We start from the raw sequence: 20,900 nt of genomic DNA on the forward strand, positions 1-20,900 counted from the left end.
GATTGTCACTGCTTGAGAAATTTAGAGAGCTGCCGTTAGAAGACGTAATCGGCGACCGCTTCGGAAGGTATAGTAAATACATTATTCAGGAGCGTGCATTACCTGATGCAAGAGATGGATTAAAGCCCGTACAGCGCCGGATTTTATACGCGATGTACGCGGAAGGGAACACAAACGAAAAACCATACAGAAAATCGGCTAAGACTGTCGGTAACGTAATCGGTAACTATCACCCGCATGGTGATTCTTCCGTTTATGAAGCGATGGTGCGTATGAGTCAGGACTGGAAAGTGAGAAACGTTCTGATTCAGATGCACGGAAACAACGGTAGTATCGATGGTGATCCGGCAGCTGCAATGCGTTACACAGAAGCAAGACTTTCTGCGATCGCATCTGAACTATTAAGAGATATTGATAAAGAGACCGTTGAATTCGCACCTAACTTTGATGATACGACTGAAGAACCGATCGTACTGCCTTCTATGTATCCAAATCTACTAGTAAACGGCTCAACAGGGATATCAGCAGGTTATGCGACTGAAATCCCGCCGCACCACCTTGGCGAAGTTATAGACGCAGTTACAATGCAGATCGATAAACCCGATGTTTCACTCGATGAACTTATGACCGTTATGAAAGGACCTGATTTCCCGACGGGCGGAATTGTTCAAGGTGTAGATGGCATCAAGAAAGCTTTTGAAACAGGAAAGGGACGCTTCGTTATTCGTGCCAAAACTGAGATTGAGAGCTTAAAGGGCGGACGTCAGCAGATTGTCATTACTGAAGTTCCTTTTGAAGTGAACAAAGCGAACCTCGTAAAGCGTATGGACGAACTCCGGTTAGATAAAAAGGTCGACGGTATTGCCGAAATCCGTGATGAGACGGACCGTACGGGTTTACGAATTGTTATCGAACTTCGAAAAGATGGAAATGCAGAAGGGGTTTTAAATTACTTCTTTAAAAATACTGATCTTCAAGTTTCGTATAACTACAACATGGTAGCGATTCATAACAAGACGCCAAAATTAATGGGCCTTAAAGCAATATTGAACGCATACATTCGGCATCAGATCGAAGTGGTTACTCGACTTACGAAATATGATCTTCGAAAAGCTGAAGAACGTTCACATATCGTGGAAGGTTTAATTAAAGCAATTTCGATTTTAGATGAAGTTATCGAAACCATCCGTGCATCAAAAGATAAGCGGAATGCAAAAGACAACATCATCGAGAAGTTTCAGTTTACAGAAGCACAAGCTGAAGCCATCGTTACGTTGCAGTTATACCGTTTAACGAATACAGATATTACAACACTTCAGAATGAAGCCGAAGAACTCGAAAAAAAGATTGCGTATCTTCGTTCAATTTTAGATAGCGACAAGAAGTTATACAGTGTTATCAAGAAAGAACTTTCCGATGTGAAGAAGAAATACGCTGATCCTCGCCGTACACAGATCGAAGCGGAGATTCAGGAAATCAAGATCGATATGGAAGTAATGATCCCTTCGGAAGACGTAATGGTAATGGTAACGGAAGACGGCTATATCAAACGTTCAAGCGTTCGTTCCTATAGTGCTTCTAACGGTGAACCTCCAGGAATGAAGGATACGGATTCACTCTTGCTTGTCTCTCAGCTGAACACGACAGATACGATGCTAATGTTTACGAATAAAGGTAACTATATTTACCTTCCAGTCTATGAGATGCCAGAGATCCGCTGGAAAGACATGGGGCAGCATCTTGCGAGTATCGTTGGTTTAGATAAGGATGAGAAACTGATTAAAGCATTCCCTGTAAAAGAATTTAAGGAAGATCAATTCCTCATCTTTTTTACAAAACAGGGGATGGCAAAGAAAACAGAGCTCAGCCAGTATAAAGCAACACGATATAATCGTACATTGATGGCCGTTAAACTAAAAGGCGACGATGAAGTTGTTGATGTATCCTTAACTAACGGAAATCAAGATGTGTTTATCACAACACATTTCGGATACGGGTTATGGTTCCATGAAGAAGAAATCAGTCTTGTAGGCCAGCGTGCTGCAGGTGTTAAAGGTATTAATCTAAAAGCTGGAGACCACTTGGTAAGCGGGTTCGCACTACCAGAAAATCCAGAAACCGCTCAGGTTCTCGTTGCAACTCAGCGCGGAGCAATGAAAAAAATGAAGATCACAGAGTTTGATAAAACGTCACGAGCAAAACGAGGTCTTGTGATGGTCAGAGAATTAAAATCAAATCCGCACCGCATTGTAGGAATGAAACTTGTTACAGATGAAGAGAAACAATTTGTTCTTGTTACAGCGAGCGGCAAGCAAGAAACAGTATCATCTGAAAACTTTAAATCTGCCGACAGATATAATAACGGCTCCTTTGTAGTAGATACAGGTGAAACAGGTGAAATAACAAGACTAAAGTCATTGATTTCAACAGATAGTTCAAAAGAGTAGCATTCCTGCTGCTCTTTTTCTTCTTTCTATCAGAAATGGATTTAGCAACTTAGAGAAAAGAGAGATACATAATGAAAAGCAATACGCATTTGTTAGGCGGGGTTGCGGCAGCTGCGCTTTATAAGACCGCTACAGATCTCCCGCCAGATACACTACATCACGAACTAACCTTTTTTGGGGCTGCCATTTTGGGTAGTCTGCTGCCAGACTTGTGTCATCCAGGCTCTTACTTGGGAAAAAAAACAAGTTTCCTATCAAAAACCATTTCTAAAACATTCGGGCACCGGACGATTACACATAGCTGGATTATGATTCTATTGGTGATGATGATCCCAAATTGGATCGAGTGGGTTTATGTAGAGAGTTTAAGTATTGGATTAGCGGCCGGGGTGATCAGCCATATCTTTTTAGACGCCGCAACGTCAAGAGGAGTTCAATTATTTTACCCGCTGCCATTTCGATTCCGTTTTCCTCTGTATACGAAAACAGGGACGAAGACAGAGGATCACATCGCAACGATTATTAGTTTGATAGCCGTAATTTTGATGATTCATATCTATATTGTTTCATTATTTTAATGCCTTAACTTAAAAAAGGGTTTCATTTCCTTCCTCAATGGTAATACAACAATTGTATACAAAAAAAGAGGAGTGGTTGAGAAATGGCTAGAATTGCAACGGTATTAGCAAATATGTTTGAAGATGTAGAATATACAGATCCTGCAAATGCATTTAGAGAAGCGGGACATGAAATCATCGTTATCGGATCAGAAACCGGAGCAACATTAGAAGGGAAGCAAAAAGAAGCACAAGTAACGACTAACGCTTCTATCGGTGAAGTTTCTCCTGAAGACTTTGATGCATTGTTTATCCCTGGAGGGTTCTCACCTGACATTTTAAGAGGCGATGACAAGTTCGTAGCGTTCACGAAACACTTTGCTGATGAAGGCAAACCGGTATTAGCAATCTGCCATGGTCCACAATTACTGATCTCTGCAGAAGTCTTACAAGGCAGAAACATCACGGGTTACAAATCGATTCACGTTGATCTCAAGAATGCAGGGGCTACAGTAAAAGACGAAGAAGTTGTGGTTTGTGGAGGGAATTTAGTTACGAGCCGTCAGCCAGATGACATTCCTGCATTTATTAGAGAGTCATTGAAAGTATTACAAAAATAGTATAGTCTCTTAAAAATTTCGAAAACCGTCTATGGAAGCATAGACGGTTTTTTATATCAATGAAATCGCAAGGAGTTTTTTTGTGCTAAAACTCTAGACAATAAATGAAAAAAATTCAAGAAAGATATGAAGCATGTTTTTAAAAAGAACGATGGGTAAATGTCTTTAATCAGGTGCAATTCTATATTAAGAAGTGCTTATGCGTCAACCACTGGAACATTGTGAACGATTTCACTCTTTTATACTAGTTTCAAATAGTTTATAATTATCAGAAAGGGTAGAAATATTATTCAATAGATTTTTATTAGAGTCTTTGATAGATGATTTAGAAATGGCGTCTTTTCAGGTGGCGCCTTGAATTTTGAAACACCAAGAGCAGAGCGGTTATTCGCCTTTGCAAATTTAGGGTATAAGGAAGGTTATCATGAGCAACGTACAGAAAAAAACAGACGTTATCTTAATTGGTGCCGGAGTCATGAGTGCGACTTTAGGATCCTTATTAAAAGAATTAGTTCCCGAATGGGAAATTAAAGTATTTGAGAAGCTTTCAAACGCAGGTGAAGAAAGCTCGAATGAATGGAATAATGCAGGTACAGGCCATGCTGCACTATGCGAGCTTAACTACACAAGTGAAAAACCGGACGGATCTATAGATGTTAGTAAAGCGATAAAAATTAACGAACAGTTTCAGCTTTCTATGCAGTTTTGGTCATATCTTGTAGACAGAAATCTTATTAAGAATCCTCAAGACTTTATCATGCCATTACCGCATATTAGTTTGGTACAAGGAGAACAAAATATAGAATTTTTGAAAAAACGGTTTAAAGCGCTTTCAACCAATCCCTTGTTTAAAGGAATGCAATTTTCCGAAGACACTGAAAAATTAATCGAATGGTTCCCGCTTATCATGGAAGGGCGTAATATGAATGAACCTATCGCTGCAACAAAGATTGACTCAGGGACAGACGTCAATTTTGGTGCATTAACTCGAATGTTGTTTGAGCACTTAAAGACCGAGAACGTTGAAGTTAATTATAAGCATAGTGTTAAAAATATTAAACGTATCAGTGACGGCTCGTGGGAAGTAAAAGTGCACAATATGGATAGCGGTGAAATCGAATATCATCGTGCAAAGTTCGTTTTTATCGGTGCTGGGGGAGCAAGCCTGCCAATCCTTCAAAAAACAGGTATTCCTGAATCAAAACATATTGGAGGTTTCCCAGTAAGCGGTCTGTTTTTAGTATGCAACAATCCAGAAGTGGTAGAGCAGCATCATGCAAAAGTATACGGTAAGGCTAAAGTTGGTGCTCCGCCAATGTCTGTTCCACATCTGGATACAAGATATATTGATAACAAAAAATCATTGCTTTTCGGACCGTTTGCGGGCTTTTCACCAAAGTTCTTAAAGACAGGTTCCAATTTTGATCTGATCGGATCGGTAAAACCAAACAATCTCCTTACCATGTTAGCAGCAGGTGCAAAAGAGATGTCATTGACTAAATACTTGATTCAGCAAGTGCTATTATCGAATGAAAAGCGGATGGAAGAGCTTCGCGAATTTATTCCGAACGCAAAAAGCGAGGACTGGGATATAGTAGTGGCGGGACAGCGTGTGCAAGTCATTAAAGATACACCGGCTGGTAAAGGAACTCTCCAATTTGGAACAGAAGTCGTAAGTGCTGCAGATGGTTCTATAGCGGCTTTACTCGGTGCTTCACCTGGCGCTTCTACAGCAGTTCACGTAATGCTCGAAGTATTAGAAAAGTGCTTCCCGCAGCATTTGAACGAGTGGGAACCGAAAATAAAAGAGATGATTCCTTCTTATGGTGTTTCTTTAGTGGAAAACACAGAACTATTCGAAGAGATCCACACCTCAAATGCCAAGACGCTGGGTCTTCGTGGAACAGACAAACTCGTTTATAATTAAGTCGTGCATTTGTATCAGACAAATTTTTTATAGTAATTGACCAACCCTAATAACGGCCAAATAAATTCATAACTGTGATATCGAATATAAAAAGCTCCAGGAAGACCGGCTCCCGTTGGGTAGTCGGTCTTTTTACCGTTTATCAGCCATTCAGCTGCTCGATCCATTTCAGTTGTAGGCTGATCAGAAATTACAGTCAGCGCATTTAAAGCCCATGCTGTTTGAGAAGGATTACTTTCCGTTAAGCCGACAAATCTTCTCTTCTTATCACTTTCACACGATTCTCCCCAGCCGCCATCTTCATTTTGAATACTTAATAGCCATCGTTTTGCCTGTTGAATTTTCTTGTTTTGTGGACTAACGCCGCATGCTATCAAACCTGTAATCGCCGCCCAAGTTCCATAAAGGTAACAAACTCCCCAGCGGCCGTACCATGAACCGTCCTGTTCCTGATTCTCAATTAACCAATTAACTCCTTTTTTTACAGAGTGATGATCATGCTTTAAGCCATGGAACTTTCCTAAAAACTCTAGTGTTCTTCCTGTTAAGTCAGGTGCTGAAGGATCTATAAGAGCATCTTTTGCATGTTTTATAGGGAGATTTCCGATTAAAAATCGGTTCGTATTTTTTTCAAAAGCTGCCCAGCCGCCATCATCATTTTGCATGGATAACAACCAGTTAAGACCTCGATCATAACTAGTTTGGTAAACTGAATTCGATTGATAGAAATGAGCGATCGTTCGAAGGGCTGCTTGTGTATCATCAATATCTGGATGAATTGTGTTTCCAATGGAGAATCCCCATCCTCCTGGAGCAGCATTAGGATTATGAACAGACCAATCCCCATATTTTGTGTGTTGCTGTGTTAGTAAGAACTGTGATCCTCTTATAATAGAAGAATTACGTATGGGTACCCCCGCTTCCAGTAATGTGTATAAAATAAGAGATGTGTCCCATGTAGTTGAGGGAGAGTTTTGCAGATGAGAAGTTCCATCTGTTTCACAAAACATTTTCAATAAGCCTCTCAAGGCATTTTGTATGACAGTTGAATTCCGCTCATATCCCGAAGTCAGAAGACCATAAATCATAAAGATTGTGGTTATGCTGTAGCTTAACAGAGTCCCATCGGGTTCGATGTGATTTTGAATATAAGAAAATATTTTCTCTTTTTTTAAATGGAGGTAGGAATCTCTTATGTTTAAGAGAGAAAACAAGTTTACCCATTCTTCGAGATGAGAACCTTCATTCTCTCCGATATAAAGGTCTGAGAGATCTGGTGTGTATTTAGATGTTAGTTTCTTTTTTTCATCAGCCATTAATAAAACAGGAGCAAAATGAGCTCTTGCATAACTGCTGATATCATATTGATTAATCGGTGCAGTCATTGGAAGGGAAAAAAGGATAGCGGGATCGATTGGAACGTCCGGCCACTCGTATAATCCATTCATCGCAAGAAAGACTTTGGTCAGGAGATCTGCTTCCTTCAATCCGCCACTTTGAATAATAAATCGTTTTGCGGATTTAAGCTTGTCATCATCTGATTTGAAAATCTGGGAATAGAGAAGGGCGGTATAGGCTTGTATTGTAGCGGAAAGGTTAGCTGGTTCCTCATCCGGAAAGACTCGCCATAATCCATCTTTTGATTGCTGTGATAGAATGCGGCCGGTAATCTGATTGATTAGTTTCTCATTTCTATATTCAATGTTTCTTAGTAAAATCAACATGTAAGCATCTGTGATCAATGAATTTTCAAAGCAAAAACGCCATGTCCCGTCAGGTTTCTGCAAGGACATCAATTCGTTGCATCGTCTGAAAATCTCATTTTCAAGTTTTCGCATGTCCATATAAGACCACCGCACTTTCATTAGTGGTTACAATGTATGAGGAGCAATGGTTATCCTATGAACCACTAAAGGTAAAACACTGTTATTTTTTATAAATTAACGTTAAAATCACTTTAACAGTTAAAGTTTTTAGGAGGAGTGTACTTTGAGCAATAAAGAACTTGCAACATTTGCTGGCGGTTGTTTTTGGTGTATGGTTAAACCATTTGATGAACTGCCAGGCATCCATGGCATCGTCTCTGGCTATACGGGTGGTGAAGTGGAGAATCCGAATTATGAACAAATAAAAACGGGTGAAACAGGACATCGTGAAGCTGTTCAAATCACGTTTGATCCTGAAGTTTTCCCTTATCAAAAATTATTAGATTTATATTGGCCGCAAATTGATCCAACAGATAATGAGGGGCAGTTTATTGACCGCGGCAGTCAGTATCGTACCGCAATCTTCTATCATACAGAGGAACAAAAAGAGCTAGCTGAGGAATCACGCAAAAAGCTTGAAGAGAGTGGAAGATTTAAGAAACCAATCGTAACAGAAATCTTGGCTGCAACTGATTTTTACAGAGCAGAAGAGTATCACCAGGATTTCTATAAAAAGAATCCAGAAGCTTATAAGGAAGAACGTGTGACTTCTGGAAGAGATACATTTATTAATGAAAATTGGAAAGAAAAGTAGATTTATTTACTGTAATTACATTATGTAAACCTATTATAAAGAGACTGTTTTTAAAGTCTCTTTTTGTGTATTTACAAATGGTTAGGTCGCTACTCTATTACTCTACATCTAAAGGGGACTGTAGACCGTCGTCATGAATATCTATGTAAAGCTGATTACTGCTGGTAAGCAGGGCATATACAACTTCACCAACAGTGAGTTTACGCGATTTTAATTCTTCTTGAAGCCAGTCTATTGAGATATTATTTTCTGTTAGGTTATCCTGTAAAATTTCACCATCCATAATGAGTTCCACGGGCAATTTGATTTCGGATTTGTAGATCTTTAAGTCTTTTCGTGTAACGTTTAAGTGTTGTTCTTTTTTCTTAACAGAAAGCAAGCCATTATTCTCAACAAGAGCATAGTGTACTTCATCGATCGAGAATATGTCTTTTTGGCGGAGCTGTTGATTTAAATAATCCAGCGTATAGCGCATTTTTTTCATATTGTGTTCAAGTATTTTTCCGTTCTCGATGACAACAGAAGGATCTCCTGCGACTATTTTTCGGGCTTTTTCGCTTTTTAATGAAAAGAAAGCAGACAGATAGATTAGAATCACAAAAATCGTGAAGGCGATAAAAATATACCGAGTTTCAATCTCCATTGCAAAAGCAAGGTTTGCTGAAACTGATCCCAGCGTAACAACCGCAATAAAATCAAAAATAGTCATCCTGGAAACGGTTTGTTTCCCTAGGATTCTTGCAGCCACAAAAAGAGAAGTGAAGGCGATGATCGATCTCATGATTACTTCAACATACGGATTCAAAATATCACATCCATTACAGACTGAGTAAAACCTCTATTAATCTTTTTGTCCAATTCATTTAAAATTAAGACTTACTTTAAAGAATAAAAAGAAAACGCTCATATTAAAACCTGAGCGCTGATTCGTTTTTATTTATTTTTGTACTGTTTCAATACATGGACCATACCTTCTTCGATCAGTTCATTTGCGGGGCGATCCAGTTTTTTGGCTAGCAGTTTGATCTCTTTATAAAGGGACTGACTAAGTGTTGTGTTTACATTTTTACGATCATGATTTTTTGTTCGTATTTGACTTGTGTACATTTTTTACCTCCATTTGATTGTAAGGAGTGGGTTTAAAATTGGAAAATGCCTTGCTGCACGGAATTATTTTAGCATTTGGGCTGATATTGCCATTAGGGGTACAGAATGTTTTTATTTTTAACCAGGGCGCACAGCAACCAAATATAATGCGAAGTTTACCAGCGGTTGTAACGGCAGGAATGTGTGATACCTTATTAATCATTCTAGCTGTTTCAGGTATTTCTGCGCTAGTATCTACAATACATACTCTTAAACTGGGAGTGATGGCAACGGGTATTCTGTTTTTATTGTATATGGGGTGGTCCATTTGGTCTAGCAAAACCCATATTCAAGCTTCGGCACCATGTATGACACCTAGAAAGCAGATCTTGTTTGCTGCTTCTGTTTCTTTGTTAAACCCTCATGCTATTCTAGATACGATAGGTGTTATCGGAACTAGTTCTATAGTCTATACAGGTGCAGATAAACTAGCTTTCACCTTATCTTGCATCTCAGTGTCTTGGATTTGGTTTATAGGTCTTGCATTGACTGGAAGAATAATAGGGAAATTAGATACATCTGGTTACGTTCAAAACCTCATCAATAGAGGATCAGCAATTATTATTTGGTTAATAGCTATGTATCTGGTTTTCATTATGCTTGATGCGACCTCTTATGCCTTATAGTTAAACTATTATATAAGAGATGGCAATTCAGATTCGAACATAGAAGGCGAAATAAATCTTTTTTTGTCGTAATATGATGAAAAAAGTTCATTATATGTGTTATATTATGAGTAAAACTAATATAAAGAGGGATGAATTTGTCGATTGGCAAATATGAAATATTTCATACAGTAGTAGAACTTGGAAGCTTAACAAAAGCGAGTGAAGCATTAAATATATCCCAATCTGGGGTGAGTCATGCCATTGCCAGCTTGGAAAAAGAGCTGGGTTTTTCGTTATTAACTCGTAATAAAGCAGGCATCAGGCTTACAGTGAATGGAGAAAGAATGTTGTTTTATATTAGAGATATTCTGACTCTAAGCAAAAAAATGCTACAGGAAGCTGGTGAAATAAAAGGACTAGAAATTGGGACTGTTAGAATAGGAACCTTTTCATCTATTACAGTTGAATGGCTGCCAGGAATATTGAAAAAATTCAAGGACCAATATCCGCATATAAAAGTAGATGTTATGGAAGGAAAACAGGAGGAGATCTCTCTATGGATTTCTCAGGGAGTCATAGATTTCGGTTTTTTAATGCTGCCTGCTGCTGATTTAGAGGTTCTGCATTTAAAGCGTGAAACATTTTGCTGTGTTGTGCCGGAAAACCACCGTCTTGGTGGTGAAAAAGCAATAAAGACAAATGCACTGAAGGATGACAAGCTGATCCTTCAAAATTCCACCCTTAAAATCATACATAATATTTTCAAACCAAATAAGCATTTTCCTGAAACTGCATTTCGTTTAGATGATGAGCAGGCTATTATCTCTATGGTTAAAAACTCGCTTGGCGTAGCAATCCTGCCAGAAATTGCTTTACATAATCTACCTGACGGTGTGAAAAAGATACCCCTTTCAGGTGAACGAGCTATTTCTTCCATTGGTATAGGTTCGATATCCTTTAAGAATCTTTCGCCAGCGGCTGAAAAGTTTATAGCAGCATCCACTTTATGGTTAAACGAAAATATTACGTGATCTTTTAACTAAGTATCACGGCGAATTTTAAGCCAAAAACGAATAAACACATAATTTCTTCTTTTCATCACATAATTTTTTAGACTAATCATATAAAAATCCCATGCCATCACATAAAAAATGGACTTCATCATATAATTAAACAATTTTTTACATAAAAAACTCAGAGCATCTACGATTTGCTCTGAGTTTTTTATTACAAACCGCTTGGAGAAAGCGCGATTGCTTTTAATGCATGATCAAGATCATAAATAAGATCATCCACAGTCTCAATTCCTATCGATAGGCGGATTAATTCAGGTGATACTCCTGATTTTCTCTGTTCTTCCTCAGATAACTGCTGATGGGTTGTGCTGGCAGGATGGATGATCAAGGACTTTGAATCTCCTACGTTTGCCAAATGAGAGAAAATGCTAACATTCTCAATTAATTTTTTTCCCTCTTCTACGCCGCCTTTAACACCGAAAGTAAGAATAGCTCCGGCTCCTTTAGGCAGGTATTTTTGTGCAAGTTCATAATAAGGGCTGCTAGGAAGTCCTGCATAATTCACCCAGTCTACAGAAGGATGATTTTCCAAGAACTGTGCTACCTTAAGGGTGTTTTCAACGTGTCTTTCTAAACGAAGTGACAATGTTTCTAAGCCTTGAATAAACAAAAATGAATTGAACGGAGCAATGGATGATCCTAAATCACGAAGCAATTGGACTCGCGCTTTTAAAATATAAGCCAGCGGACCGAATGCTTCGGTATAAACGATGCCTTTGTAGCTTGGATCTGGCTCCGTTAAGCCAGGAAACTTACCGTTGTTCCAATCAAACTTTCCGGAATCAATGATTACACCACCAACTGATGTACCGTGGCCGCCAATGAATTTTGTTGCAGAGTGTACGACGATATCTGCCCCATGTTCGATTGGTCGGCAAAGATAAGGTGTAGCAAGCGTGTTGTCAACAATAAGAGGGACACCCGCTTCATGAGCAATATTAGCAAGACCTTCAATATCTGCTACATCTATCTTGGGATTCCCGATTGTTTCAACATACACTGCTTTTGTTTTTTCTGTGATCGCGTCTTTAAATGATTGAAGGTTATCGGTGTCAGCAAACCGAGTCTCGATGCCGAGTTTGGGCAAAGTTACTGAGAAGAGATTATAAGTTCCTCCATAAAGAGAAGTAGAGGCAACAATTTCATCGCCTGCTCCAGCGATATTGAAAATCGCATTTGTAATGGCAGCCTGACCGGAAGCAACAGCAAGTGCTCCTACACCGCCTTCTAATTTTGCGATCGTTTGTTCAAACGCATCTTGTGTTGGGTTCATTAAACGGCTATAGATATTTCCAAATTCCTTTAATGCAAATAGATTTGCTGCATGTTCAGTACTGTTAAACTGATAGGATGTTGTCTGATAAATTGGTACCGCTCGTGCACCTGTAGCTGGATCTACTTTCTGTCCTTCATGCAATGAAATTGTTTCAAACCCGTACTCTCTTTTTTGTTCGCTCATCTCAAATCTCTCCTTAATGTTAAATTTTTTTCATCCAATATGAATTTCAGATTCTACTTATCCAACAAAAAAGACCTCTTCCAAAAGAAGAGGTCCCGATGATTTCACACGATCGAAGTCTCATCTTTCAGAACATTAGTTGTTCTGCTGAAATTAGCACCATGCATTTCTGCTGGTTGCCGGGCTTCATAGGGTCAGTCCCTCCGCCTCTCTGGATAAGAAGATTGAATATTGAATTAAGGACTATAATACATAGCTAATAATCAATAGTCAACAGAATTTTTTAAAAATTTCGGATTTTTATTTTCTGTCTCAATTTTTCCTGGAAAGCTTTTTACTGTATAGATAATACCTACTGCCCAAAATGCCGCAAGAACAAAATAAATGGCGAACATAACATTAGAAGAGAAACCAAAGGTTAAAAGCAAGGTCCTAACATTAGTTATGATAATCAGTCCGCCAACTAAAACCCCTAAGATGTGTGAAGGAATGATTCGGACTAGCCATGCTGCAATGGGAGCTGCAACAATACCTCCTGCCATGAGAGCACCAACCCAAAGCCATTCAACTTGCTCCCAGCCAAGAGAAATAAAGAAACCGACAGATGCGGAAACAGCGACAGCAAATTCACTCGTATCAACGGAACCTATAACTTCTCTAGCTTTCATATCTTTTGCAAGAAGGACAGGTGCTGTTACAGGACCCCATCCGCCACCTCCTGTCGCATCCAGGAATCCAGCAAGTAAGCCAAGCGGCATAAGCTGTTTTTTTGAAAACGTATTTTCAGAGGGTGAGGTTTTTGTATCTCTAAGTTTAGAGAGAAAACGAAACAAGATATAGATTCCAAGAATAATAAGAAATAAAGAAACATATGGTTTCACAATATCTCCGGGAAGGCTGCTTAAAAAACAAGCTCCTAAAAATGCTCCGATTGAGCCAGGCAGAATTAACCGGAGTACCACTTGCTTATCAACGTTGCCAAACTTAATATGGGAAACTCCAGATGCAGCTGTTGTCACGACTTCAGCAAGATGGACAGAGGCGGATGCTGCTGCGGGAGCAATCCCTGCCACCAATAACAGAGAAGTTGAAGTAACCCCATATGCCATTCCAAGTGAGCCGTCGATCAGCTGCGCCATAAGTCCAATAAACGCTAGAACTATTAACTTTTTCATCAAATTCCTCCTCAAAATAAAAAGGCTCTTAACAAGAGATGTTAAGAGCCTTCGGTTTTTCCGATCAGCGATGCGGATGAAATTTTAGTTATTACTATATGTTTTAGGAAGACAAATTGTCAACTGCAGGTTTGATTTTTTCAGAAAAAATAGAAAATAAAAAAATAGGGCTTGATATCCGTTTCAGATGTGATATGATTTTTAAAAATTAAACTCTTATCCAGAGTGGTGAAGGGAACTGGCCCGATGAAACCCGGCAACCTGCGATTCGTAAGGTGCTAACTCCAGCAGAATGTTTTTACATTTTGGAAGATAAGGTAATACGTTTACCTCCACTATCTTTCCGAAATGGGAAGGTTTTTTTGTTTTTAATCAGAGATATTTTGTTAAAAAAGGGAGGCCAGTGGAGTGGCGAACGAAAAGAGTGAAAACGATTTTCTTCCTCAGCTTCAAAAAATGCTGAGCAACATCAAATTTGGATCCATAACTTTAATCGTGCAGGATGGAAAAGTAATTCAACTCGAAAAAAACGAGAAGGTAAGAATCAAATAGCGCTGACTAGAAAACTAGAGGCGGTTTTTAACGTACGGGGCATGTCCCTTATAACGTTAAAGCCGCTTTTTTTGTTGGTCTATTTGTTTTTCAAGAAGGAGGTAAAAAATTGCTGACCTATGAAAAATGGGATGACAACATTCAAGAGTTTGATAGTGAAAACCTTGATAAAGGTGCAGTTAATGTACTGAAATGGGCTTATCAAACGTATGGCGACGAACTCGTTTATGCATGCAGCTTTGGAATCGAAGGAAGCGTCTTAGTGGATCTTGTCTCTCAAGTTAAACCAGATGCTCAGGTAGTCTTTTTAGATACGCAACTGCATTTTCAAGAAACATACGAGGTGGTTGAAGCAGCAAAGAAAAGATATCCTGGGCTGCGTATTAAGCTTAAGACACCCGCCTTAACACTTGAGGAACAGGCTATTAAGCATGGTAAAGAACTTTGGAAGGTGAATTCAAATCATTGCTGCACCATTAGAAAAATAATTCCTTTAGAAGAAGAACTCAAAGGCGTAAAAGCCTGGCTTTCAGGATTGCGCCGCGAACAGTCACCTACAAGGCAACATACTCAGTTTATTAACAAAGATGAGCGTTTCCAAAGTATTAAGGTTTGCCCGCTCATTCACTGGACGTGGAAAGACATATGGCAATACGCCCATAAGCATAATCTGCCGTATAACACTCTTCACGATAACGGGTATCCAAGTATCGGCTGCACCCCTTGTACAAAAGCAGCAATAAACGCAGATGATCTCCGTTCTGGCCGCTGGTCAGGAACTGGGAAACTAGAATGCGGTCTTCATGAAGGCTAAGGAAAAATAGGAGGAGATACAGTATGGCTACTTTACAACCACACGGAGGAAAATTAATTAATCAGTTTAGACCTGATACACCATATGAGCACCTACAAAAAGAAATCGAGCTGGATCTAACAGCACTTTGTGATCTTGAATTAATAGCCATTGGAGCATACAGCCCATTAACCGGATTTTTAAATCAATCAGACTATCAATCTGTTTTAGATCGGATCAGGCTGAGTGATGGCACGGTTTGGAGTCTCCCGATCACCTTGCCAGTGACTCACGAAACGGCAGGATCTCTTAGTACAGGAGAGGATGTTCGGCTAACATATAATGGCGCGACATATGGAATATTGCAGGTTGGTGATATCTATTTTCCAGATAAGCATAGTGAAGCAGAAAAAATCTATAAAACCTCTGACATAGAACATCCAGGCGTAAACAAGCTGCTGGAGCGGCCGACGGTTTATGTGGGCGGGGAAATCACGCTCGTTAAACGGCTTGAAAAAAAATCTTTTAAGAACTACCATCTTGACCCAAGTGAAACTAGACAGAAGTTTAGCAGTTTAGGTTGGAAAACAGTTGTTGGTTTTCAAACGAGAAATCCAGTGCACCGTGCGCACGAATATATTCAAAAAACGGCGCTTGAGACGGTTGATGGCCTTTTTTTAAACCCGCTAGTCGGGGAAACAAAGTCAGATGATATACCAGCAGATGTTCGGATGGAAAGCTATCACGTACTCCTTGAAAACTATTATCCGAGCGACCGTGTGTTCCTTGCTGTATTTCCAGCAGCCATGCGCTATGCCGGGCCGCGTGAAGCTGTTTTTCACGCACTTGTAAGAAAGAATTACGGCTGTACACATTTTATTGTTGGCCGTGATCATGCTGGTGTAGGCAGTTATTACGGGACGTATGAAGCTCAGGAGATCTTTTCACAGTTTTCCGCCGATGAGATTGGGATAACTACTCTATTTTTTGAACACAGCTTTTATTGCACAAAATGTGAAGCCATGGCTTCTTCTAAAACGTGTCCGCATTCGAGCGAAAATCATGTGATTTTATCTGGGACGAAAGTAAGAGAACTTCTAAGAAACGGGGAATTGCCTCCGAGTACATTCAGCCGTAAGGAAGTAATTGAAGTGTTAATTAATGGATTGCGACAACAGGAAGAAAACCAGCTTAAAGGAGATGCAAATGATTACACATCACAATACCGTCTTGCACGATAGTTCCATTACAAAAGAAGATCGAAGAAAACAAAACAACCATTCTAGCTTTGTCCTGTGGTTTACAGGACTATCCGGATCAGGAAAGTCCACCATTGCTAATGCACTTGCAAAAGTGCTTTATGAACGAAACATCCGAAACTATGTGCTTGACGGTGACAACATCAGAAATGGATTGAACCGTGATCTATCGTTTTCAGATGAAGACAGGACAGAAAACATACGCAGAATTTCTGAAGTTTCTAAACTTTTTGTTGATAACGGAACAGTGGTGCTGACAGCATTCATCTCACCTTTTATACAAGACCGTGAAAAAGCAAAAGAAATCGTTTCAGAAGAAGCATTTATCGAGATCTTTGTTTCATGCCCGATAGAAGAATGTGAAAAACGGGATCCGAAAGGGCTTTATAGCAAAGCTCGCAAAGGGGAGATTACTGATTTCACTGGAATCGATTCCCCTTATGAGGAACCGGTGTCTCCTCCTCTTACGATTCACACAAATGAAAAGAATGTAAGTGAGAGTGTAGATGCTATTTTGACTTATTTGCAAGAGAAAAAACTCATATAAAAGGGACTGATCAAATGGCATATGAAAAAGCGTGGGCTGATAATCCTAAGCTCAATAAAACAGAACAAAAGAAGCTTGTAAAAGACGGATTAAAAATATTTGAAGATATCCCTCAATACGCAATAAACGGTTTTGCCTCTATACCGGAAGAAGAATGGGACAATTTTAAGTGGGCCGGTCTGTACTTACAGCGACCGAAAGAAGATGGATACTTCATGATGAGGGTCAATGTACCATCTGGCATTTTAAGCTACGAACAGGTAAAAGCTCTTGCTCACATTTGCAAAGATTATGGAAGAGGCGTGTTTGATATTACAACCCGCCAGGCTATTCAATTCCATTGGCTAACAATCGAACAAATACCCGATATTTTTAAACGTTTGGAAAAGGTTGGGCTTTCAAGTGCAGGGGCATGCGGGGACATTACAAGAAATATTATAGGGAATCCGATTGCAGGGATTGATCCTCATGAACTATTTGACACATCACAAATTGTAAAAGAAGTATACGAATTTTTTCAGCACAATGAAGATTTTTCTAATCTGCCAAGAAAATATAAAATGTCCATCAGTTCTAATGTAAACAATAGTGCACATGCAGAGATAAATTGTGTAGCTTTTACCCCCGCTTTTAAAGAGGTTAATGGTCAAGAGACTTCTGGATTTCATATTAAGATTGGCGGCGGATTATCGTCAAGACCATTTTTAGCGCAGCTACTTGATGTATTTATTGAACCACATCAGGTGAAGAAAGTGGCGATTGCTATTACTACCATTTTCCGTGATTACGGTTATAGAGAGAAACGGCATCTTGCCCGCCTCAAATTCTTGATGGCAGACTGGGGTCCGGAAAAATTCAAGGAGAAGCTATTAGAATATACAGGACCATTGCCTTCCAAAGGCGTAGATGCATTACAAAGCTGGAACGGCGGTTACTTCTATGGTGTTCATCCTCAAAAACAAGAAGGTTTAAGCTATATTGGCTTTAATGTGCCAGTCGGGCGGTTAGATGCTGATGAAGTACTGAAACTTGCAGAGATAGCAAAGTTATACGGAAACGGTGAGATTCGAACGGTAAATTCACAAAACTTAATTATTCCTAATGTGAAACACCAAAATGTTGAATTGCTGCTGCAAGAAGATATCTTTAAGCGCATCACCACACAGCCTCTATCATTTATCGGTCATTCAGTTTCTTGCACGGGTATTGAATATTGCAATTTGGCACTTGTTGAAACGAAAGAAAGAATGCGCCAAATCGCTGAAAGACTGGATCAGAGAATCACACTTGATGTGCCGGTAAGGATTCATATGGTCGGCTGCCCTAACTCTTGCGGACAACGCCAAATCGCAGATATCGGTCTGCAAGGGGTACTGTTAAAAACAAAAGAGAAAAAGATGGTGCAGGCCTTTGAGATTTACGTAGGCGGAACACTTGATGATGGAGGAAAGTTTAATGAAAAGCTGAAAGGAAAATTTCATGCTGATCTTCTTGATGAAGTGCTGATTCGTTTTCTAAATCATTTTAAAGAAACGAAACTTCCCCTAGAAACCTTTTTCGATTATATCAACAGGATAGGTCTTGAATCTCTTCAAATAGAGCTAGATCAAATTTCAGAGCAATTAGAAGAAAAAGTTTCGTAAAGGGAGGTCTTCTCATGTATTTATATCGGTTTGAAGTGAGCTTGAAATCAGAAATTATTTCTGTTGTAATAGCCGCTTCAACAGATGAACAGGCATTTCAGCTAGTAGATGTTGAACTTGAAAAGTATTTTTTAAAACAGCTAGATTTAGAAGAGATTTCACTTTACGAAAAGAAAAAAATCCGCAGCGGTAATGGGTTTGTATTATATGAAATGGAAACCATACTAAATTCTTAAGGAGTGATGATGATGCGGAAAGTTTATCTTGTCGGAGCCGGTCCTGGTGATCCAGGGTTAATTACTGTAAAAGGCTTGCGCTGCATACAGGAAGCAGACGTGATTTTGTATGACCGATTGGTGAATAAGGAACTTTTAACTTATGCAAAACCAGGGTGCGATCTTATCTATTGCGGCAAACTGCCAAACTATCATTCCATGATACAAGAAACAATTAACAGCTTTTTAGTAAAGCACGCTCAAAAAGGAAAAACAGTAACCCGTCTAAAAGGCGGTGACCCATTCGTCTTCGGAAGAGGCGGTGAGGAAGCAGAAGCACTTTCAAAAAGCCGTATTCCTTTTGAGGTAATTCCTGGAATCACTTCAGGGATTGCAGCTCCTGCATACGCAGGTATACCTGTTACACATCGGAACATCGCTTCAAGTTACGCGATTGTTACTGGTCACAGAAAAAAGGGTGAAGAAGAAGAGTTGAAATGGGACAGTTTAGCTAAAGGGATTGATACATTAGCCATTTACATGGGTGTAGGCAATCTTCCTTATATATGTGAACAGCTGAAAAAACACGGAAAAAACAAAGACACTCCAGTAGCCTTAGTTCAATGGGGATCGTTAGAAAAGCAGCGAACCGTAACGGGTACATTAGACACGATCGAAGATATCGTGTTTCAGGAAAGTATTGAAAATCCGAGCATGATCGTTGTTGGAGAGGTGGTGCGACTCCGAGATGAACTTAAGTGGTTTGAACAGCTTACGCAAGAAGAACCAGTTGAGATGACTGCTATTAGCGGAGCACTATAAATGAAAGCCTTACTTTTTATCTGTCATGGTACAAGACTGCAAAAAGGCCGTTATGAAGCGGAAGAATTCGTAAAACAATGCATAAACTCAGTTGCTGTTCCAATAAAAGAGGTTTGCTTTTTAGAACTAGCTGAACCTTCCATTTCACAAGGATTTAATGCATGCATACAAAAAGGAGCGACGAGCATCTCTGTTGTTCCTGTATTTTTATTGTCAGCTAACCATATAAAGATAGACATTCCAAAAGTACTAAAATGTTTAAAGAGTCAGTATCCAGAAACTGAAGTCATATTAGGCCGCGAATTGGGTGTCCATGATGCCCTTTCCCACCTGTTATGGGAAAGGATCATGAATGGGGTTGCTAGTTTAAGTAATAATTCACACGTTTTATTGGTTGGAAGAGGAAGCAGTGATCCAGATGTAAAGCGAGATCTAGAGATAATCGCATCTAATCTTCAGCAACATTATGGCATACCGAGTATTCAAGCTTGTTTTTTAACCGGTTCAGTTCCAAGTTTTGAAGAAGTGTTATGGAACAGTCAAAATTCATACGATCAAGTGGTTGTTGTTCCTTATCTCTTGTTCTCAGGTCTATTAATAAATGGAATGAAGCTCACTACAAAACGATATATGGAACTTTCAAAACAAGAAGTGATCCTATGCGAGACGCTTGGGTATCACCCCATTTTAAGAGAGGTATTACTCACTCGGATAAAAGAGACACTTCAAACAAAAGAATTTGCAATATTTTAAAAAGTGAGGTATATTATGTACCCTATACACGTAGACCTATTTGGTAAAGAAGTTGTGGTAGCAGGAGGCGGACCTGTTGCTTACCGAAAAATAAGAAATCTGCTGAAAGAAAAAGCAATAATTAAGGTCATTAGTATAGATGCCGTTAAAGAGATTCAGGAATTACATGAACAAAAAAGTCTCACTTGGATAACAAGAGAGGTTAAGAGTAAAGATTTCGAGAAAGCATTTCTTATCGTCGCAGCTACTAATTCAAGCGAAGTGAATGCTGAGATCGCTGCTAATGTGAATGAGAACCAGTTGATTAATGTAGCTGACCAGCCCCAATTAGGCAATTTTATCATTCCGAGCGTTGTGAAAAGAGGCAGACTTGTACTCTCCGTTTCAACGTCTGGGGCTAGTCCCGGCTTGTCTATCTTAATAAAAAAAGAGCTTCAGCTAAAGTACAGTAAAGACTATGAATCTTACTTGGAGTTCTTATATGAATGCAGAACTATCATTAAGAATGAATTTCCTAAAATAAAAAGGAAAGCTTTATTAGCGGAACTCACAGATCCTGTTTTTTTACATGATTTGAACAAACGTTTCGGATATAAAAAGACATTAACTAACGAAAAAAATCCGTAACCTAGTATCGTAAACATAATCGAATAATACCCTTATCAAGAGAGGTTGAGGGAGCGGCCCTATGAAACCTCAGCAACCAGCAGCGTAAAGCTGAAAAGGTGCTAATTCCTGCGAGTCCACATATGGACTTGTAAAGATAAGAAGACCAAACGCT

21 protein-coding genes and 3 riboswitches are annotated in these 20,900 nt (G+C 39.3%); of the genes, 16 read left to right on the forward strand and 5 right to left on the reverse strand.

Going from position 1 to position 20,900, the window contains the following annotated elements; genetic code table 11:
* Window positions 1-2 precede the first annotated feature (2 nt).
* The 4 genes from parC (at window position 3) to EV282_RS08465 (ending at window position 5,551) form a co-directional block, all read left to right on the forward strand.
* Window positions 3-2,447, forward strand: coding sequence for a DNA topoisomerase IV subunit A (parC, locus tag EV282_RS08450; protein ID WP_130295362.1), 2,445 nt, complete (start codon window positions 3-5; stop codon window positions 2,445-2,447).
* A gap of 71 nt (window positions 2,448-2,518) precedes the next feature.
* Window positions 2,519-3,025, forward strand: coding sequence for a metal-dependent hydrolase (locus EV282_RS08455; RefSeq protein ID WP_130295364.1), 507 nt, complete (start codon window positions 2,519-2,521; stop codon window positions 3,023-3,025).
* Between the two features lie 83 nt (window positions 3,026-3,108).
* Entirely contained in the window at window positions 3,109-3,624 is a 516-nt protein-coding gene (locus tag EV282_RS08460; RefSeq protein WP_130295366.1) for a type 1 glutamine amidotransferase domain-containing protein, read from the forward strand.
* A gap of 424 nt (window positions 3,625-4,048) precedes the next feature.
* A complete protein-coding gene (locus EV282_RS08465) occupies window positions 4,049-5,551 on the forward strand; it encodes a malate:quinone oxidoreductase (protein WP_130295368.1) in 1,503 nt (500 codons plus the stop codon).
* Between the two features lie 14 nt (window positions 5,552-5,565).
* On the opposite strand, the gene EV282_RS08470 is transcribed toward EV282_RS08465, so the two are convergent.
* Window positions 5,566-7,395, reverse strand: coding sequence for a terpene cyclase/mutase family protein (locus tag EV282_RS08470; RefSeq protein ID WP_130295370.1), 1,830 nt, complete (start codon window positions 7,393-7,395; stop codon window positions 5,566-5,568).
* Window positions 7,396-7,540: 145 nt separating this feature from the next.
* Here EV282_RS08470 and msrA point away from each other — a divergent pair, with 145 nt between their 5' ends.
* A complete protein-coding gene (msrA, locus tag EV282_RS08475; protein ID WP_130295372.1) occupies window positions 7,541-8,071 on the forward strand; it encodes a peptide-methionine (S)-S-oxide reductase MsrA in 531 nt (176 codons plus the stop codon).
* A 97-nt stretch (window positions 8,072-8,168) separates the two neighbouring features.
* On the opposite strand, the gene EV282_RS08480 is transcribed toward msrA, so the two are convergent.
* Both EV282_RS08480 and EV282_RS20195 read right to left on the reverse strand, forming a co-directional pair.
* On the reverse strand, window positions 8,169-8,879 hold the full coding sequence (locus EV282_RS08480; RefSeq protein WP_347400196.1) for a DUF421 domain-containing protein: 711 nt from the start codon (window positions 8,877-8,879) through the stop codon (window positions 8,169-8,171).
* Between the two features lie 125 nt (window positions 8,880-9,004).
* Window positions 9,005-9,178 carry a hypothetical protein gene (locus tag EV282_RS20195; RefSeq protein WP_165389403.1) on the reverse strand — a complete coding sequence of 58 codons (174 nt, stop codon included), beginning with the start codon at window positions 9,176-9,178 and terminating at the stop codon, window positions 9,005-9,007.
* Window positions 9,179-9,216: 38 nt separating this feature from the next.
* Between EV282_RS20195 and EV282_RS08485 the strand changes: the two genes are divergently transcribed.
* On the forward strand, window positions 9,217-9,843 hold the full coding sequence (locus tag EV282_RS08485) for a LysE/ArgO family amino acid transporter (protein ID WP_130295374.1): 627 nt from the start codon (window positions 9,217-9,219) through the stop codon (window positions 9,841-9,843).
* A gap of 137 nt (window positions 9,844-9,980) precedes the next feature.
* Complete coding sequence (locus EV282_RS08490) at window positions 9,981-10,856, forward strand: LysR family transcriptional regulator (RefSeq protein WP_165389404.1); 876 nt, start codon at window positions 9,981-9,983, stop codon at window positions 10,854-10,856.
* Window positions 10,857-11,052: 196 nt separating this feature from the next.
* On the opposite strand, the gene EV282_RS08495 is transcribed toward EV282_RS08490, so the two are convergent.
* Both EV282_RS08495 and EV282_RS08500 read right to left on the reverse strand, forming a co-directional pair.
* Window positions 11,053-12,360 carry a homocysteine synthase gene (locus EV282_RS08495; RefSeq protein WP_130295378.1) on the reverse strand — a complete coding sequence of 436 codons (1,308 nt, stop codon included), beginning with the start codon at window positions 12,358-12,360 and terminating at the stop codon, window positions 11,053-11,055.
* A gap of 117 nt (window positions 12,361-12,477) precedes the next feature.
* Window positions 12,478-12,582, reverse strand: a riboswitch (SAM riboswitch).
* A 41-nt stretch (window positions 12,583-12,623) separates the two neighbouring features.
* Complete coding sequence (locus tag EV282_RS08500; RefSeq protein WP_130295380.1) at window positions 12,624-13,535, reverse strand: sulfite exporter TauE/SafE family protein; 912 nt, start codon at window positions 13,533-13,535, stop codon at window positions 12,624-12,626.
* Between the two features lie 213 nt (window positions 13,536-13,748).
* A riboswitch (SAM riboswitch) is annotated at window positions 13,749-13,854 on the forward strand.
* Window positions 13,855-13,943: 89 nt separating this feature from the next.
* Between EV282_RS08500 and EV282_RS08505 the strand changes: the two genes are divergently transcribed.
* The 9 genes from EV282_RS08505 to EV282_RS08545 all read left to right on the forward strand — a co-directional run bounded on the left by EV282_RS08505 (window position 13,944) and on the right by EV282_RS08545 (window position 20,746).
* Window positions 13,944-14,087, forward strand: a complete 144-nt coding sequence (locus tag EV282_RS08505) for a YezD family protein (protein ID WP_226534934.1) — start codon at window positions 13,944-13,946, stop codon at window positions 14,085-14,087.
* A 109-nt stretch (window positions 14,088-14,196) separates the two neighbouring features.
* Window positions 14,197-14,901: a phosphoadenylyl-sulfate reductase gene (locus EV282_RS08510; protein ID WP_130295382.1), complete on the forward strand. Its 705-nt coding sequence runs from the start codon at window positions 14,197-14,199 to the stop codon at window positions 14,899-14,901.
* 23 nt (window positions 14,902-14,924) lie between these two features.
* Window positions 14,925-16,121: a sulfate adenylyltransferase gene (gene sat, locus EV282_RS08515; protein ID WP_130295384.1), complete on the forward strand. Its 1,197-nt coding sequence runs from the start codon at window positions 14,925-14,927 to the stop codon at window positions 16,119-16,121.
* A complete protein-coding gene (gene cysC, locus EV282_RS08520) occupies window positions 16,087-16,686 on the forward strand; it encodes an adenylyl-sulfate kinase (protein ID WP_130295386.1) in 600 nt (199 codons plus the stop codon). Before sat ends, cysC begins: the two co-directional genes overlap by 35 nt.
* Window positions 16,687-16,700: 14 nt before the next feature.
* Entirely contained in the window at window positions 16,701-18,329 is a 1,629-nt protein-coding gene (locus tag EV282_RS08525; RefSeq protein WP_130295388.1) for a nitrite/sulfite reductase, read from the forward strand.
* Window positions 18,330-18,343: 14 nt separating this feature from the next.
* Complete coding sequence (locus tag EV282_RS08530) at window positions 18,344-18,565, forward strand: DUF3906 family protein (protein WP_130295390.1); 222 nt, start codon at window positions 18,344-18,346, stop codon at window positions 18,563-18,565.
* Window positions 18,566-18,577: 12 nt separating this feature from the next.
* Window positions 18,578-19,366, forward strand: a complete 789-nt coding sequence (gene cobA, locus EV282_RS08535; protein WP_130295392.1) for a uroporphyrinogen-III C-methyltransferase — start codon at window positions 18,578-18,580, stop codon at window positions 19,364-19,366.
* The gene (locus tag EV282_RS08540) at window positions 19,367-20,119 is read left to right on the forward strand and encodes a sirohydrochlorin chelatase (protein WP_130295394.1); all 753 of its coding nucleotides are present in this window, start codon (window positions 19,367-19,369) and stop codon (window positions 20,117-20,119) included.
* Window positions 20,120-20,134: 15 nt separating this feature from the next.
* Window positions 20,135-20,746, forward strand: coding sequence for a precorrin-2 dehydrogenase/sirohydrochlorin ferrochelatase family protein (locus EV282_RS08545; protein ID WP_130295396.1), 612 nt, complete (start codon window positions 20,135-20,137; stop codon window positions 20,744-20,746).
* A gap of 29 nt (window positions 20,747-20,775) precedes the next feature.
* Window positions 20,776-20,889: riboswitch (SAM riboswitch) on the forward strand.
* The last annotated feature ends 11 nt before the right edge of the window (window positions 20,890-20,900 follow it).

It is taken from the genome of Fictibacillus sp. BK138 (assembly GCF_004216955.1).
Taxonomy (GTDB): Bacteria; Bacillota; Bacilli; order Bacillales; family Fictibacillaceae; genus Fictibacillus.

Coding starts and splice junctions, on each gene's coding strand:
- EV282_RS08460 (WP_130295366.1), top strand. CDS start 3,109: ATGGCTAGAATTGCAACGGTATTAGCAAATATGTTTGAAGATGTAGAA.
- cysC (WP_130295386.1), top strand. CDS start 16,087: ATGATTACACATCACAATACCGTCTTGCACGATAGTTCCATTACAAAA.
- EV282_RS08500 (WP_130295380.1), bottom strand. CDS start 13,535: ATGAAAAAGTTAATAGTTCTAGCGTTTATTGGACTTATGGCGCAGCTG.
- EV282_RS08470 (WP_130295370.1), bottom strand. CDS start 7,395: ATGGACATGCGAAAACTTGAAAATGAGATTTTCAGACGATGCAACGAA.
- EV282_RS08465 (WP_130295368.1), top strand. CDS start 4,049: ATGAGCAACGTACAGAAAAAAACAGACGTTATCTTAATTGGTGCCGGA.
- EV282_RS08530 (WP_130295390.1), top strand. CDS start 18,344: ATGTATTTATATCGGTTTGAAGTGAGCTTGAAATCAGAAATTATTTCT.
- cobA (WP_130295392.1), top strand. CDS start 18,578: ATGCGGAAAGTTTATCTTGTCGGAGCCGGTCCTGGTGATCCAGGGTTA.
- sat (WP_130295384.1), top strand. CDS start 14,925: ATGGCTACTTTACAACCACACGGAGGAAAATTAATTAATCAGTTTAGA.
- EV282_RS08545 (WP_130295396.1), top strand. CDS start 20,135: ATGTACCCTATACACGTAGACCTATTTGGTAAAGAAGTTGTGGTAGCA.
- EV282_RS08525 (WP_130295388.1), top strand. CDS start 16,701: ATGGCATATGAAAAAGCGTGGGCTGATAATCCTAAGCTCAATAAAACA.
- EV282_RS20195 (WP_165389403.1), bottom strand. CDS start 9,178: ATGTACACAAGTCAAATACGAACAAAAAATCATGATCGTAAAAATGTA.
- EV282_RS08495 (WP_130295378.1), bottom strand. CDS start 12,360: ATGAGCGAACAAAAAAGAGAGTACGGGTTTGAAACAATTTCATTGCAT.
- EV282_RS08455 (WP_130295364.1), top strand. CDS start 2,519: ATGAAAAGCAATACGCATTTGTTAGGCGGGGTTGCGGCAGCTGCGCTT.
- EV282_RS08540 (WP_130295394.1), top strand. CDS start 19,367: ATGAAAGCCTTACTTTTTATCTGTCATGGTACAAGACTGCAAAAAGGC.